The following is a 14916-nucleotide window of genomic DNA, read 5'->3' as shown; positions in this document are numbered from 1 at the left end:
CACACAGATGAAAACGCTTACATCCGTTTTGTTAATGATTGTGATCCAGATCGTTATCTGGATGTATTACGCAATGACACGCCCGAAGCACGGACGGTTAACCGTCGCCATGCCCATTCCAGCGGGCCCTGGCGGAAAAAACGCAGCCAGACAACCGAAAACACCACGTTAACAATCCAGACCGGAATAACAAACGCCAGCAGCGTCAGGCGGTCGAATTTCATAAACAGGCCGAATCGGTAGAAAAGCGTGGTGCATATCAGCGTTTGCAGGATGTAATTGCTTAACGCCATCCGCCCAACGCAGGCCACCGCACTGACGATCCACAGGCGGGAAAGCTGGGGCCAGAAGCCGTAGATCAGCGCCGCATAGCCAATAGTCTGGAACGGCGCGCTCAGTTCGCGCGGCACCTGCAACAGGAATGCACACCAGCGGTAATCCCACTGAAGATGCCACTGCATCATCACCGCCGGGAGGTTGATGATCACGCCGAGCAGCACCAGCCCTGCTCCCGTACGACGATAGTGTCGCAGGCTAAATTCCCCTTTCAGCCAGCCGGTGCGCATCAGGGCTGCGCCCATCAGCATCATCCCCGCCAGCTGCCAGCCGTATTGCGCGCCCAGCGCCAGCAGGTTATCGCCGAGCATATCGGCCCGGTTGCCTATCGCTTCCATGCCGCCTTTCAGCTTCCAGAACTGCTCATATTGCAGGTTGGCCGCATCCGGGATCCATGAACGACTGGTGGAAGCATCGGCAATCATGCCAAGCAGCAATAACACGGCCAGTCCCATGACATAGAGCATCACGCCGGTATTAAACAGGCTTTTCACACCGGGCGCGTCGCGGATCAGCCGCCAGCAAATCAGCCCCACCAGACCATACGCGAGCAGAATATCGCCGTCCCAGAACAGCAGCCCGTGAATAAAACCGAGGATAACCAGCAGCGTTAAACGCGACTGGATCCAGCGCGTACCGCGTTTGAGGAGAAGCTGAAGTCCCGCGCCAAACAGAAGCGCAAAGAGGGTCAGGAATTTAACCTGTGCAAAGAGATCGAGGATTGCCCACGTCCAGGCGTCGCTGCGCGTGATGTCGCCATACCACGCAGGATTCAGATAAGCGGCCTTCGGCAGACCGAAGGCGCTGATATTCAGCAGCAGGATACCGAGAATGGCGACGCCGCGAACAAAATCGAGCGTGACGTTTCGCTCCATGGTCCCTGCCCTGTCTGATTAGTTGTGGTGACGCACGGCGCGCAGGAACTCCTGGCGGGTGTTCTGGCTCGATTTGAACAGGCCGCCCAGCGAAGTGGTGGTGGTTGCGCTGGTTGCATCACGCACGCCGCGCGCTTTCACGCAGTAGTGCACCGCGTCGATAGACACCGCCACGTTGTTAGTACCCAACAGAGTTTGCAGTGCGGTCAGGATCTGCTGCGTCAGACGCTCCTGCACCTGCGGACGCTGGGCAAAGAACTGCACGATGCGGTTGATCTTGGACAGGCCAATGACCGTATCTTTTGGAATATAGGCCACCGTCGCTTTACCATCGATGGTCACAAAGTGATGCTCGCAGGTGCTGGTCAGCGTGATATCGCGTACCGTCACCATCTCATCGACCTTCATCTTATTTTCAATGACGGTGATTTTCGGGAAGTTCGCGTAATCCAGGCCGGAGAAAATTTCGTCGACGTACATCTTCGCGATGCGGTGCGGCGTCTCCATCAGGCTGTCGTCGCTCAGATCGAGATTCAGCAGTTGCATGATCTCCGTCATATGGCCGGCGATCAGACTCTTGCGGGTATCATTGTCCAGCTCCTGCACGGGCGGGCGCAGTGGCGTTTCAAGACCGCGCGCAACCAGCGCTTCATGGACAAGGGCTGCTTCTTTACTGAGTGATGACATTCTTTTCTCCTGCAGGTGTGGCGTCTTTTGCCCTCGTTGTGGCAAAAGTGTGCGCTCATTGTGCGTGAGGCGACGCACATAATCCAGTATTCACGACGATAATTATTGCAATTGCTGTTGCCTTTCAGCCTGACGGTTCCAGACTAACGCTCCGCCAACGAACAGCGCGATCCCCGCCAGCCCCAGCGCAGGTTCCAGCCGATGCGTGAGCCAGGTCGACAGTGCCGACGTGACCGGACCCACCAGCTGACCAATGGCATACCCGGTGGTGAGCAGTCCCGCCATATAACGCGTGTGGTCTGGCGCCAGCTCGCGACCGTACAAAAGAGAGAGCTGCACGGCGCAGAGGAACCCGCCGCCCACCAGCAGCCCACCCGCCAGCAAGCCGCCTATGCCCGGCAGCAGCCAGGCCGCCAGCACGCCAATCCCCTGTAACCACAGAACAATCGCCAGCCTGCGGTTAGCGCTTGATGTATGCCGCAGGGCAATGCTGAGCGCAATTCCCACCACCGAGGCGGCGCCAAATATCGGCCAGACAAACTGGGGAAACAGGCTGCCAGGAAAACGCACCGCCGCCATTTGCGATAAAAAGGTCGCCGGGAGGATATAGCCGAACCCTGCCAGGCTGTAGCTCCAGACCAGACGCTTGAGATCTGCGGTCAGCAGCAGCGGTTCAGGCGCGGTACCGGGCCGATGGAGCTGCCCGGACCGCGGCAGGTAGCGCGCCACCAGCACAATCAGCACCAGCGCCAGTACGCCGTAGATTTGCCATGCCGCCCCGGCGGACAAGGATTTCGCCTGAATATAGACCGCCAGCAAGCCGCTCAGGGCGATGCCGGCCCCGGGTCCGGCAAAGACGGCCGCACTGAGTCCCGGTTTGCCCAGCTGCCCCAGCCGCTCGTTGGTCCAGGCGGCAATCAGCACCATCGACCAGCCGCTCATGCAGCCGATCACAAAGCGCAGCAGACCGTGAACAACGGCATTATCTGCCGCCGCGGAGAGCAGCGTTAGCGCCACCGCACCGGTGATGCCAAGCCAGAGACGCGTTTCAACGAAGCGATGGGCGCGCATGGCATCCCATGCCCCCACCAGATAGCCCAGATAGTTCATTGCCGCCACCAGCCCCGCGCTGGTAAGCGTGAGTTGCCCGGCGGCTATCATCAGCGGCACCTGAGGCGTGAAGGCGAAGCGCCCTATCCCCATCGCCACGACCAGAACCACAAATCCGCTGAGCGCGATACGCAGCGCCATGATCGCTCCAATTGTTAAAGAAAAGTAAATTTATGATGCAACATCTCGCCGTCCTGCGAAAGTGAAAGTTGCTCACAGGTCAATGAAAACTCTGTATTATGCGTTTTATGAATCGTCTTACCTTTAAGGAGCCCTGCATGGAACTGCTCGAAGAGCATCGTTGTTTTGAAGGTCGACAGCAGCGCTGGCGGCACGACTCCACCACGCTGAATTGTGCTATGACGTTCAGCATTTTCCTGCCCCCTGCGGACAATCCACCGGTGCTGTACTGGCTTTCAGGCCTGACCTGCAACGACGAAAACTTCACCACCAAAGCGGGTGCCCAGCGTATTGCCGCCGAACTGGGCATTGCGCTGGTGATGCCAGATACCAGCCCGCGTGGCGATGACGTGGCCGACGATGCCGGATACGATTTGGGTAAAGGCGCCGGGTTCTATCTCAACGCCACGGAAGAACCGTGGGCGAGCCATTACCGCATGTATGACTACATTCGCGATGAACTGCCTGCCCTGGTGCACTCTCAGTTCGCGGTCAGCGAGCGCTGCGCGATAAGCGGACATTCGATGGGTGGCCACGGGGCGCTGATAATGGCGCTGAAAAATCCGGGGAAATACACCAGCGTGTCCGCATTTGCGCCGATTGTGAACCCAACGCAGGTGCCGTGGGGGCAAAAAGCCTTTACGCACTATCTGGGTGAAGAAGCAGAAAAATGGCAGGAATGGGACAGCTGCGCGTTGATGCTGGCGAGCGATTCGGTGAATGCGATCCCGATGCTTATCGATCAGGGCGATGCGGATCAGTTCCTCGCCGGACAGCTACAGCCTGCGGTGCTGGCGGAAGCCGCGCGCCAGAAGGACTGGCCGCTAACGCTGCGCATTCAGCCGGAATACGACCACAGCTATTACTTCATGGCGTCCTTTATTGAGGATCATCTCCGCTTCCATGCGGAGCATCTGTTCAGATAAGTTCCGCCTTTTGCCCGGTAGCCCTCCTGCCTACCGGGTCTTCCCCTCCCCCTCTTTACATACTTCTATCCGCTTGAATCCAGCCTGATTTCTGTCTCCGACACCCAAACACAAATGATTTCAATTATCATTTGTGTTTACAATTCTACATTCTTTTGTACAATTCCAGGCTCTTCTCCATCTCAAAGAGTTCTTACAAGACAAAAACATACAGTTCTCAGGGTTATCCCGATGGAGTTTTATTCATTTTTATACGGAATGTACAAATGACAATACCGCGCATTAAGCTCCTGGCCGTCGCCATTGGCGCTGCCACATGTTCCCCCTTCGTTCACGCAGCCGATCAGGACACCGTTGTCGTCACCGCGACGGGTTTTGAACAAAAAATCCAGAATGCCCCCGCCTCCATCTCTGTGATTTCAAAACAGCAGATTGAAGATAAAGCCTACCGTGATGTTACCGATGCCCTGAGAGACGTCCCGGGCGTTGTCGTCACTGGCGGCGGGAGCAGCAGTGATATCAGTATTCGCGGCATGGCCTCTCAGTACACCCTGTTCCTGGTGAACGGCAAACGCGTCAGTACGCGAAGCACCCGCCCCAACAGCGACAACTCGGGTATTGAACAAGGCTGGCTGCCGCCGCTGGAGTCCATTGAGCGCATCGAGGTCATCCGCGGCCCGATGTCCTCGCTTTACGGCTCCGATGCTATGGGTGGCGTAATTAACGTCATTACCAAAAAAGTCTCGAACACTAAAGCCTGGACCGGTTCGTTGCATGGCGATGCGACCTTCCAGGAAAACAATGATTCCGGCGATATCTTCCAGACCAACGCCTACGCTTCTGGTCCCCTGATCGACGGACTGCTGGGCGCAAAAGTGACGGGGCTGTTGTCACGCCGCGCAGAAGATAAAATCGTGAACGGCTATAACGAGCAGAAAATGCGTAACGGTGGCATTACGCTGAACTTCACGCCGGACGAGAAGAACGATTTCGACCTCGACTTTGCTCGCGAGCTTCAGGACAGAAACAGCACCCCGGGGATGTCGAAAGCGGCTGAAACCTGCCGGGGAACAACCTGTACGCCAAATACCAAAAGCGACTCGCGCTATGAGCACACGACCTACTCCTTAACGCACAGCGGGTATTACGACGACTTCAATACCACCAGCTATATCCAGCAGGAAGAGACCAATAATCCAGGTCGCAAAATGCGCTCCTATAACACCACCTTCAACAACCAGAACCAGATTTTCCTCGGCGATCATACGTTGACCCTCGGCGGGCAGTATCGTTATGAGAAACTGCGCGACAAGGGTAATCAGCTGGAAGCTGCTGACGGACTGAACAAACTGACGCGCTGGAGCTGGGCCCTGTTTGCCGAAGATGAATGGGCAATGACGGAAAGCTTTACGTTGACCGGCGGCCTGCGTATGGACAAAGACCAAAACTACGGTACTAACTGGACGCCGCGCGGTTACGGCGTATGGCACCTGGCCGATCAGTGGACGTTAAAAGGCGGGGTTTCGGCTGGCTATCGTGCGCCGGATCTGCGTCAGTCGTCTGCCAGCTGGGGCCAGGTAACGGGTGGCGGCCGTCTTGACGGTATCATCGTTGGCAACCCGGATCTGAAACCAGAGAAGAGTCTGAGCGAAGAGCTCGCCCTGCTCTGGGATAACAACGATAACCTGAATGCCGGCGTAACGCTGTTTAATACCGACTTCAAGGACAAGATTACGGAAGTTCGCCGCTGTAACAGCAGCGCCGATCCCGCCTGTACGATTGGCGATCACAGCTATGATTTCGTCAGCGATCGCGTCAACGTGGACAAAGCCAACATGCGCGGTGTGGAGTCCTCCTTCGGGTGGAAAATCACGCGCGATGTGAACTGGACTGCAAACTACACCTATACGGAGTCTGAGCAGAAGAGCGGCCAGTTCTCCGGCAAGCCACTGAACAAAATGCCGAAACACATGTTCAACACCACCCTGGACTGGCAGGCGACGCCAGATGTCGGATTCTGGAGCCGTCTGAACCTGCGCGGTAAAACGTCTGAGTACCTGAGCCGCACGTCAATGTCCCAGGGTACGCCGTCCTACACTCAGGTTGATGTCGGTATGCGCTACAACGCCAACAAAAACCTGCTGGTTACTGCCGGTGTGTATAACGTGCTCGATAAGCAGATTGATTACGATACGTATGACACCGTGCTGGATGGCCGTCGCTACACCGTCGGCATGACCTACAGCTTCTGATCTGCCCATAAAAAAGCCCGCTCAACTGAGCGGGCTAAAAGAGAGGAAGTGCGGTTATTGTTTAAATCGTTCCGGGAAATCCATTTCACTGTAGCGAACGAAGCGTGTTCCTTTCGTCAGTTTGTAGCCAAACCAGATGATCAGGAACAGCGGAATGCCAATATAGGTGGCCGTGACGGCGCCCCAGTCAATGGTGTCCGCAAGGAAGGCCTCATAGTTCTGACCCAGGGTAATAATCAGGCACAGAACGAAGGCGAAGATCGGCCCCAGCGGGAAGAACCCTGACCGGTACGGCAGATTATTCAGATCATGACCCTGCTTGACGTACCCGCGACGGAAACGGTAGTGGCTGATGGCAATGCCCAGCCAGGCAATGAAGCCCGTCATACCAGAGGTGTTAAGCAGCCACAGGTAGACCGTCTGATTGCCGAACATGGAGGTCAGGAAACAGAGACCCGCAATCACCGTGGTCGCATACAGCGCGTTGCGCGGCACGCCACCGCGAGACAGTTTCGAGAAAATACGCGGCGCTTTACCGTCGCAGGCCAGGGTGTAGAGCATGCGGGTGGAGGCGTACATCCCGGAGTTACCCGCAGACAGTACCGCCGTCAGGATCACCGCGTTCATCACCGCCGCGGCAGAGAGCAGACCCGCGTGCTGGAAGACCAGCGTGAACGGGCTGACGCTGATGTCTTTCACATCGTTACGCAGCAGGCTTGGGTCGGTATACGGAATAATCAGGCTGATAATCAGGATCGCGAACACATAGAACAGCAGGATACGCCAGAACACCTGACGCACCGCGCGCGGAATGTTCTTCTCCGGGTTTTCGGATTCACCGGCCGCGATACCAATCAGCTCGGTACCCTGGAAGGAGAAGCCGACAATCATCGCCACGCCAATCATCGCCGAGAAGCCCCCGGCAAACGGCGCATCGCCTATAGTCCAGTTACTCCAGCCCGCCGGTTCAGCCCCTTTGAAAATACCAACGATCATCGCCACACCGACAACGATAAAGATGATGACGGTTGCCACTTTAATCAAAGAGAACCAGTATTCCGCTTCGCCAAAGCCGCGCACGGAGATGTAGTTCAGCAGGAAGATGACCGCCAGGAACAGGGCGCTCCAGATCCAGCCTGGCGTGTCCGGGAACCACCAGGTCATCACCAGTTGTGCGGCGACGAGGTCAACGGCGATGGTCACCGCCCAGTTGTACCAGTAGTTCCAGCCCAGCGCGAAGCCGAAGCCTTCCTCAACGTATTTTTGTCCGTAGGTCGAAAACGAACCAGACACCGGCATGTATGCCGCCAGTTCACCCAGGCTGGTCATCAGGAAGTAGACCATCAGGCCAATCAGGATATAAGAGAATAATGCCCCACCCGGGCCGGCTGCCGAAATTGTTGCGCCAGAGGCAACGAAAAGACCCGTACCGATGGAGCCGCCAATGGCGATCATCGTCAGGTGACGCGCCTTAAGTGCGCGACGTAGCGCGGGCGCTTCTGTGGTTTTAGTTTCTGAAACCATGTGAAAATGCTGTCCATTCAATAAATGAGGCGCGATTGTAGCAGACGATCTGCGTTGCTTCCGGCAGAAATGCTCAGTTATAAGAGAGCTTCATGACTCGGTCAGGATTATAAGTAAAGCATAAAAATGTGGGGTGATAAGCGCACATAGCCCCGGTAAGCGAAGCGCCACCGGGGAACGTTAAATGGCGCAGTAGCGCAGAAAACGCTGGAGCGAGCTGGAAAGGTGTTTCTGACGATGATGGATGCACCACAGCGTGCGCACCAGCTTCGGCAGCGGAACGGGGATCTCAACCAGAGAGCCGGTCTCCAGCTGTTCGGCAATCACCCGTCGGGAAAGACAGCTAATGCCCAGGCCATGACGCACCGCATGCTTAATCGCCTCGGAGTTACCTAACTCCATCCCTAACTGGAACTGCGGCAGATGGGACAGCAGCAGATAATCGACAATCTCACGCGTGCCGGAGCCCTGCTCTCGCAAGATCCACTGCGCCTGCGCCAGACGCTCCAGCGTCACCTCGCCCTGGAGTAAAGAAGAGGCCGGGGAGGCAAACACCACCAGCTCATCCTCCAGCCAGGGTTCCGCAATGATATCCACGTTGTGGCACGGCCCTTCGATAAGCCCGATGTCCACGCGGAAATCGATCACCGCGTTGATCACGTCCTGGCTGTTGCCGACGCTCATTTCCAGCGGCAGGGTCGGAAAATCCCGGCGGTAGCGGGCAATCACTTCCGGCAGGATGTAGTTACCGATCGTGCTGCTGGCGTAGACGCGAATAGCGCCGTTGTCCTCGCGGAACAGCTGTTCGATCTCCGTTGCCTGCTCCAGCAAGGCCAGGGCACGCGGGTACAGCAGGCGGCCATGTTCGTTCACCACCAGCCGCTTTCCTACCCTGTCGAAAAGCTGAACGCCCAGTTGCCCTTCAAGATCGGTCAAGGCCGCGCTAACGGCGGACTGCGAGAGCGCCAGCATTTGTGACGCCTGGGTTGTCGAGCCGCTTTTCAGCACCTCGGCAAAAACTTCCAGCTGACGCAATGTAATGTGCATGGTTGCTTACCACTTATAAAGATTGATTATAAATATATAATCAATTTTATTTTTAAGCCAGAGCGCCGTAACCTTTAGCCAGACAAAGGAGAAGGTTATGTCAGAAATCACCTTACAACATCATCATACAGTGTGGCACTTCGTGCCGGGTCTCGCGCTCAGCGCCGTGGTTACCGGCGTGGCTTTATGGGGCGGGAGTATACCGGCGGTTGCCGGCGCAGGGTTCAGCGCCCTGACGCTGGCCATTCTGCTCGGCATGGTGGTCGGGAACACCGTTTATCCACACATCTGGAAATCCTGCGACGGCGGCGTGCTTTTCGCCAAGCAGCATTTATTACGTCTCGGGATCATCCTTTATGGCTTCCGTCTCACCTTTTCGCAGATTGCGGATGTCGGTGTCAGCGGGATTGCCATTGACGTCCTGACCCTTTCGAGCACCTTTTTACTGGCGTGCTTTATCGGCCAGAAGATCTTTGGGCTGGACAAACAGACCAGCTGGCTGATCGGTGCGGGTAGCAGCATCTGCGGCGCGGCGGCGGTACTGGCAACAGAACCCGTCGTTAAAGCCGAAGCCAGTAAAGTCACGGTTGCCGTCGCGACGGTAGTTATCTTCGGTACGCTGGCGATCTTCCTGTATCCGGCCATGTATCCGCTGGTGGCGCACTGGTTTAGTCCGGAAACCTACGGCATTTATATCGGCTCAACCATGCACGAAGTGGCGCAGGTGGTGGCGGCAGGTCACGCCATTAACCCGGAAGCGGAAAACGCGGCGGTCATCGCCAAAATGCTGCGCGTGATGATGCTGGCCCCGTTCCTGATTTTCCTCGCGGCGCGGGTTAAACAGCTTGCTCCGGCAGGCGGCAGCGAGAAAAGCAAAATCACCATTCCGTGGTTTGCGATCCTGTTCATCGTGGTCGCTGTCTTCAACTCTTTCCACCTGCTGCCAAAAGCGATGGTGGATATGCTGGTGACGCTGGATACGGTCCTGCTGGCGATGGCGATGGCGGCGCTGGGCGTCACCACACACGTCAGCGCGCTGAAAAAAGCCGGCGCGAAACCGCTGCTGATGGCGCTGGTGCTCTTCATCTGGCTGATTGTCGGCGGTGGCGCGATTAACCTCGCCGTGCACAGCCTGTTGGCATAAACCATCTCGTCCTTCTCCTGTTAACCCGCTATCATAGGCATTTCGGGTTAACAGGAGTCTTTTTATGAAATATGTTGGAGCGCACGTCAGCGCTGCCGGTGGCCTTGCGAATGCCGCCATTCGCGCCGCCGAAATCGAGGCGACCGCTTTCGCCCTGTTCACCAAAAACCAGCGCCAGTGGCGCGCCGCAGCGCTCACCGCTGAAGTGATTGATGATTTCAAAGCCGCCTGTGAGAAATACGGCTACGGGCCTGGCCAAATCCTTCCCCACGACAGCTACCTCATTAACCTCGGTCACCCGGTTGCCGAGGCGCTGGAAAAATCCCGCGAAGCGTTCCTGGATGAGGTTCAGCGCTGTGAACAGCTGGGGCTGACGCTGCTGAACTTCCATCCCGGCAGCCATCTGATGCAGATTGACGAAGACGCCTGTCTGGCACGCATCGCCGAGTCCATCAACATGACGCTGGATAAAACCCAGGGCGTGACGGCGGTGATTGAGAATACCGCCGGTCAGGGCAGCAACCTCGGCTTTAAGTTTGAGCATCTGGCGGCGATCATCGACGGCGTGGAAGATAAATCCCGCGTGGGGGTGTGCATCGATACCTGTCACGCCTTTGCCGCCGGCTATGACCTGCGCACAACCGAGGCCACGAAAAATACCTTCGAGGAGTTCGAGCGTATTGTCGGTTTTAAATACCTTCGCGGTATGCACTTAAACGATGCGAAAAGCGCGTTCGGCAGCCGCGTTGACCGCCACCACAGCCTGGGCGAAGGCAACATCGGCCATGATGCGTTCCGCTTTATCATGCAGGACGCCCGCTTCGACGGTATTCCGATGGTGCTCGAAACCATTAACCCGGATATCTGGGCGGAAGAGATTGCCTGGCTGAAGGCGCAGCAAACCGCTGAACAGGCGGCATAAAAAAAGCCGGGCTGCTTACGCACCCGGCTTTTTTTGTAGGTCGGGTAAGGCGAAGCCGCCACCCGACACCTCTTTTAGGCTGCTTTTGCGACCACTTCCGCTTCCGGGCGCTTCAGCACCGCGTAAGACAGGCCTGCCACCAGCGTACCGGCAACAATGGCCAGCAGATAACCCAGCACCGGCGTGATGGCGCCAGGGATGAGCAGGACGAACAGACCGCCGTGCGGCGCCATCAGTTTCGCACCTACCGCCATGGAGATAGCCCCCGTCACCGCACCACCCACGATACAGCACGGCAGAACACGCATTGGATCGCGTGCCGCAAACGGGATTGCGCCTTCGGTGATGAAGCACAGGCCCAGCACCAGCGCCGCTTTACCGCCTTCCTGCTGCGCTTTATCGAACTTACGGCGGGCAATAATCGTCGCCAGACCGAGCGCCAGCGGAGGCACCATACCGGCCGCCATGATCGCCGCCATCGGCGCGTAGGTCTGGGTACTCAGCAGGCCAACGCCAAACGCATATGCCGCTTTGTTCACCGGACCACCCATGTCGGTACACATCATACCGCCGAGGATTGCGCCCAGCAGCACCGCGTTCGCCGTCCCCATGGTTTGCAGCCAGTGGGTCAGACCTTCCAGAATGCCCGCGACCGGCTTACCAATCAGGTAAATCATCGCCAGACCGACCACCAGGCTGGAAATCAGCGGGATGATCAGAATAGGTTTCAGCGCCTCCATACTCTGCGGTAGCTTCAGCTTCGAGCTGATCAGCTTCGCCACATAACCGGCGAGGAAACCGGCAATGATACCGCCGATAAAGCCAGAACCGGTGCTCACGGCGAGCATACCGCCGATAAGACCCGGCGTCAGACCCGGACGGTCAGCAATGGAGAAGGCGATAAAGCCCGCCAGCACCGGCACCATCAACGCAAACGCGGAGCCGCCGCCAATCTGCATCAACGCGGCCGCCAGTGTGCCCGGCTCTTTAAACGCCTCGATACCAAAGGCGAAGGAGAGCGCAATACACAGGCCGCCCGCCACCACCATCGGCAGCATGTAGGACACGCCGGTCAGCAGGTGACGATACGCGCCCGCAGACTCTTTTTTCCCTTCGGTCGCAGTTTTAGCCGCACCGGTTGCCTGATACGGTTTGGCTTCTGCCAGCGCCTTATCAAACTCCTGCGCGGTCTTCTTCAGCGCCAGGCCGGTAGAGGTACGGTACATCGGCTTGCCGGCAAACTTCGCCAGATCCACTTCGATATCCGCCGCCACAATCACCAGATCGGCTTCCGCCACCTCTTCCGGCGTGATGGCATTGCCCGCACCAACAGAGCCGCGGGTTTCAACCTTCACCCACCAGCCACGTTTTTTCGCTTCGGTTTCAATGGCTTCAGCCGCCATAAAGGTGTGCGCCACACCTGTCGGGCAGGCCGTTACCGCAACAATGCGTTTCGGCCCAGCGGCGGCAACCGGCGCCGCCTCAACAGGTGCGCTGTAAACCGTCGCATGACCTTTTGCTTCGCTCAGAAACAGTTCAGGATGTGCCACCGCGCGATTAATATCACCCAGCCACACTTTTTTGCCGTTCAGGGCGCTGTCAGCGGGGATTTTGTCGCCCAGAACAATCGCCATTTCAGCATCACCCGGGTTATCAATGATATCCAGATGCGCTTTTTGTGCCGCCGCGCCCAGCAGGGTCTTCGCCATATAGGCACGAGCCTGTCCGAGACCGGAGTCAATGATCAGCAGCGTTTTCATTATTCCTCTCCTGCTGTTAGTTAAAAGGTTTTAAGTCAACGCGCGCCATCATCGCGGCTAACTGGGTACGATCGGTAATACCGACATTGCTCTGGCTCACGGCCAGGGCCGCAACGGCGGTAGCAAGACGTAAGGTATGTTCACTGGATTCGCGCATCAGCAGACCGTAGATCAGGCCGCCAACCATCGAATCCCCGGCACCCACGGTGCTGACCACCTCCATTGAAGGCGGTTTGGCAATCCATTCCCCGGAGGCGTTCACCCACAGGGCACCTTCTGCACCCAGCGAAATCACCACGTGAGCGATACCCTGCTCGCGCAGCGCATGGGCAGCGTCAATCACATCCTTTAATTCTGGCAGCTTACGGCCCGCCCAGATCTCCAGTTCGCGGCGGTTAGGTTTAACCAGCCATGGCGAGGCTTTCAGACCGGCGACCAGCGCGTCGCGGCTGCTGTCGAAAATAATGCACGGGCACTGGCTGCGCAGGCGCGTCATCCAGTCGGTGAACGCTTCCGGGCTGACGCCGGACGGCAGACTGCCGCTGACGCACACCATGTCAAACTGGCCCAGCCAGCTCAGGGAATCGGCAACAAAGCGCTCCCAGTCAGCCGGGGTCACTTCGAAGCCGGAGAAGTTCAGATCGGTCACTTCACCGTCTTTCTCGGTCAGCTTAACGTTGATGCGGGTACGGCCCTGTACAACCTGAAAACGGTTAGCGATGCCCAGTTCACTGAACAACTGCTGAAAACCATCCTGGTTGTCTTTACCGAGGAAGCCGCCTACGGTGACGTCGATGCCGAGATCTTTCAGCACCTTCGCTACGTTAATCCCTTTTCCTGCGGCATGCAGGCCGGTCGTCCGCACCAGGTTGACTTCGCCACGCTCAATTTCCGGGCAGAAACCCACCAGATCGTAAGCCGGGTTCAGCGTAATGGTCGCAACACGTCTGCTCATTATGCGCCCTCCCCCAGACCGGCCGCGATGGCGTCGCCAATCGCTTTCAGCGCCTGTTCAGCATCCGCACCCTGCGCGGTAAAGCGCAGACGATGGCCTTTCTTCACGCCCAGCGCGACCACTTTCATCAGACTGCGCCCGTTGGCTGGTTTACCCGAACCGTCCAGATTGGTCACGGTGATCTCACTTGCAAATTGTTTAATGGTATTCACCAGCATGGTGCCCGGACGGGCATGCAGGCCGTGTTCGTTACGCACCACGTACTCTGCGCTCAGCAGGTCATCCGTCAGCGCATCGTCGCTGGTCAGCAGGGCCAGCACCGTCGCCGCGTCTGCGTTCAGCAGTTTTTCAGCTTTATTGTTCAGCAGCAGATCGCCCAGACGCTTCAGCACGGATACCGGCTGATCGTCCGCCATGGCGACCGTTACCAGCATCGCGGCGCGTTCGCCGTCTGTCTCAAAGGCAACCGCAGCACGGCTGACCGCGATAGCGCTACGCAGGTTGCCTTCAGCACTGTCGTTCAGCCAGATGCCCTGACCCAGGTTTAATGGCTTATCATTGATGGCGCACGTCACAAAAGTGGTATCTGCCGCTCCCACTTCTTTCAGGCGGGCCGCGTTCAGCGCCTGGAGCGTCAGCAAATCGGACGCAACGACGTCCAGCGTCAGGGTTTCATTATCCAGCTTCAGCGCTTCGCTCTGTTTTTCGCCCATCAGCAGGGCACGCAGCTCTTCAGCAGTGGTGGCGGATTTAAGCTGTTCCGCGACGGCATCATCACTCAGCACGTGCGTCAGCTGACGCAGCAGGCCCAGGTGTTCGTCACCGCTGGCCGCGATGCCAATCGCCACGTAAGCCACCTGACCCTCGCCCCACAGCACGCCCTGCGGGAACTGGAAGACCTGCACGCCGGTTTTCAGCACCTGATCGCGGGTGTCCGTGGTGCCGTGCGGAATTGCAATACCGTTACCGAGGAAGGTGGAGGTCTGCTGTTCACGCGCCAGCATGCCGTTGACGTAGCCGTCAGCCACGTTGCCAGCCTGCACGAGCGCAGCGGCGACCTGGCGAATAGCCTCTTCTTTATTCCCGGCCTGTTCGCCCGGGTGAATATCCTGAACAGATAACTGGAACATGATTCTCCTCTCCTGCTGAAATTGAATCGTTTCAGCTTAACTGAGAAACCAGGCGCTAACCTGCTTCG

At 57.5% G+C, this 14916-nt stretch carries 12 protein-coding genes; 4 read left to right on the top strand and 8 right to left on the bottom strand.

What is annotated here, in order from left to right; genetic code table 11:
* Window positions 1-53 precede the first annotated feature (53 nt).
* The 3 genes from yeiB to H2Z33_RS16190 all read right to left on the bottom strand — a co-directional run bounded on the left by yeiB (window position 54) and on the right by H2Z33_RS16190 (window position 3149).
* Window positions 54-1211, bottom strand: coding sequence for a DUF418 domain-containing protein YeiB (gene yeiB / locus H2Z33_RS16200; RefSeq protein WP_045343783.1), 1158 nt, complete (start codon window positions 1209-1211; stop codon window positions 54-56).
* Between the two features lie 18 nt (window positions 1212-1229).
* The gene (folE, locus tag H2Z33_RS16195) at window positions 1230-1898 is read right to left on the bottom strand and encodes a GTP cyclohydrolase I FolE (RefSeq protein WP_015572317.1); all 669 of its coding nucleotides are present in this window, start codon (window positions 1896-1898) and stop codon (window positions 1230-1232) included.
* Window positions 1899-2000: 102 nt separating this feature from the next.
* Complete coding sequence (locus H2Z33_RS16190) at window positions 2001-3149, bottom strand: YbfB/YjiJ family MFS transporter (RefSeq protein WP_063134523.1); 1149 nt, start codon at window positions 3147-3149, stop codon at window positions 2001-2003.
* Between the two features lie 137 nt (window positions 3150-3286).
* Here H2Z33_RS16190 and fghA point away from each other — a divergent pair, with 137 nt between their 5' ends.
* Both fghA and H2Z33_RS16180 read left to right on the top strand, forming a co-directional pair.
* Window positions 3287-4114 carry an S-formylglutathione hydrolase gene (fghA, locus tag H2Z33_RS16185; protein ID WP_198091803.1) on the top strand — a complete coding sequence of 276 codons (828 nt, stop codon included), beginning with the start codon at window positions 3287-3289 and terminating at the stop codon, window positions 4112-4114.
* Window positions 4115-4380: 266 nt separating this feature from the next.
* Window positions 4381-6366, top strand: coding sequence for a ligand-gated channel protein (locus H2Z33_RS16180; RefSeq protein WP_015572315.1), 1986 nt, complete (start codon window positions 4381-4383; stop codon window positions 6364-6366).
* A 54-nt stretch (window positions 6367-6420) separates the two neighbouring features.
* Here H2Z33_RS16180 and H2Z33_RS16175 read toward each other — a convergent pair whose 3' ends face one another.
* Both H2Z33_RS16175 and yieE read right to left on the bottom strand, forming a co-directional pair.
* Window positions 6421-7890 carry an amino acid permease gene (locus tag H2Z33_RS16175; protein ID WP_006811308.1) on the bottom strand — a complete coding sequence of 490 codons (1470 nt, stop codon included), beginning with the start codon at window positions 7888-7890 and terminating at the stop codon, window positions 6421-6423.
* Between the two features lie 180 nt (window positions 7891-8070).
* Window positions 8071-8937 carry a DNA-binding transcriptional regulator YeiE gene (yieE, locus tag H2Z33_RS16170; RefSeq protein WP_017383387.1) on the bottom strand — a complete coding sequence of 289 codons (867 nt, stop codon included), beginning with the start codon at window positions 8935-8937 and terminating at the stop codon, window positions 8071-8073.
* A gap of 97 nt (window positions 8938-9034) precedes the next feature.
* Here yieE and H2Z33_RS16165 point away from each other — a divergent pair, with 97 nt between their 5' ends.
* The gene (locus H2Z33_RS16165; protein WP_047733535.1) at window positions 9035-10081 is read left to right on the top strand and encodes a YeiH family protein; all 1047 of its coding nucleotides are present in this window, start codon (window positions 9035-9037) and stop codon (window positions 10079-10081) included.
* Window positions 10082-10145: 64 nt separating this feature from the next.
* A complete protein-coding gene (gene nfo / locus H2Z33_RS16160; protein WP_017383389.1) occupies window positions 10146-11003 on the top strand; it encodes a deoxyribonuclease IV in 858 nt (285 codons plus the stop codon).
* 74 nt (window positions 11004-11077) lie between these two features.
* On the opposite strand, the gene fruA is transcribed toward nfo, so the two are convergent.
* The 3 genes from fruA to fruB are packed head-to-tail and all read right to left on the bottom strand — an operon-like array spanning window position 11078 to window position 14848.
* Window positions 11078-12763, bottom strand: coding sequence for a PTS fructose transporter subunit IIBC (fruA, locus tag H2Z33_RS16155; RefSeq protein ID WP_015572312.1), 1686 nt, complete (start codon window positions 12761-12763; stop codon window positions 11078-11080).
* A 16-nt stretch (window positions 12764-12779) separates the two neighbouring features.
* Window positions 12780-13718 carry a 1-phosphofructokinase gene (gene fruK, locus H2Z33_RS16150; RefSeq protein ID WP_006811313.1) on the bottom strand — a complete coding sequence of 313 codons (939 nt, stop codon included), beginning with the start codon at window positions 13716-13718 and terminating at the stop codon, window positions 12780-12782.
* On the bottom strand, window positions 13718-14848 hold the full coding sequence (gene fruB / locus H2Z33_RS16145; RefSeq protein ID WP_040117881.1) for a fused PTS fructose transporter subunit IIA/HPr protein: 1131 nt from the start codon (window positions 14846-14848) through the stop codon (window positions 13718-13720). Before fruB ends, fruK begins: the two co-directional genes overlap by 1 nt.
* Window positions 14849-14916: the final 68 nt, after the last annotated feature.

Origin of the sequence: Enterobacter sp. YSU (genome assembly GCF_016082135.1) — a bacterium.
GTDB classification, from domain to species: domain Bacteria; phylum Pseudomonadota; class Gammaproteobacteria; order Enterobacterales; family Enterobacteriaceae; genus Enterobacter; species Enterobacter hormaechei_C.
The sequence above is the reverse complement of the archived record's forward strand: the minus strand, read 5'-3'. Positions and strand labels throughout refer to the sequence as shown.

Excerpts from the sequence above, each read along its gene's own strand:
- H2Z33_RS16175 (WP_006811308.1), bottom strand. The coding sequence starts at position 7,890 with ATGGTTTCAGAAACTAAAACCACAGAAGCGCCCGCGCTACGTCGCGCA.
- yieE (WP_017383387.1), bottom strand. The coding sequence starts at position 8,937 with ATGCACATTACATTGCGTCAGCTGGAAGTTTTTGCCGAGGTGCTGAAA.
- H2Z33_RS16165 (WP_047733535.1), top strand. The coding sequence starts at position 9,035 with ATGTCAGAAATCACCTTACAACATCATCATACAGTGTGGCACTTCGTG.
- folE (WP_015572317.1), bottom strand. The coding sequence starts at position 1,898 with ATGTCATCACTCAGTAAAGAAGCAGCCCTTGTCCATGAAGCGCTGGTT.
- fghA (WP_198091803.1), top strand. The coding sequence starts at position 3,287 with ATGGAACTGCTCGAAGAGCATCGTTGTTTTGAAGGTCGACAGCAGCGC.
- fruK (WP_006811313.1), bottom strand. The coding sequence starts at position 13,718 with ATGAGCAGACGTGTTGCGACCATTACGCTGAACCCGGCTTACGATCTG.
- fruA (WP_015572312.1), bottom strand. The coding sequence starts at position 12,763 with ATGAAAACGCTGCTGATCATTGACTCCGGTCTCGGACAGGCTCGTGCC.
- nfo (WP_017383389.1), top strand. The coding sequence starts at position 10,146 with ATGAAATATGTTGGAGCGCACGTCAGCGCTGCCGGTGGCCTTGCGAAT.
- yeiB (WP_045343783.1), bottom strand. The coding sequence starts at position 1,211 with ATGGAGCGAAACGTCACGCTCGATTTTGTTCGCGGCGTCGCCATTCTC.
- H2Z33_RS16190 (WP_063134523.1), bottom strand. The coding sequence starts at position 3,149 with ATGGCGCTGCGTATCGCGCTCAGCGGATTTGTGGTTCTGGTCGTGGCG.
- fruB (WP_040117881.1), bottom strand. The coding sequence starts at position 14,848 with ATGTTCCAGTTATCTGTTCAGGATATTCACCCGGGCGAACAGGCCGGG.
- H2Z33_RS16180 (WP_015572315.1), top strand. The coding sequence starts at position 4,381 with ATGACAATACCGCGCATTAAGCTCCTGGCCGTCGCCATTGGCGCTGCC.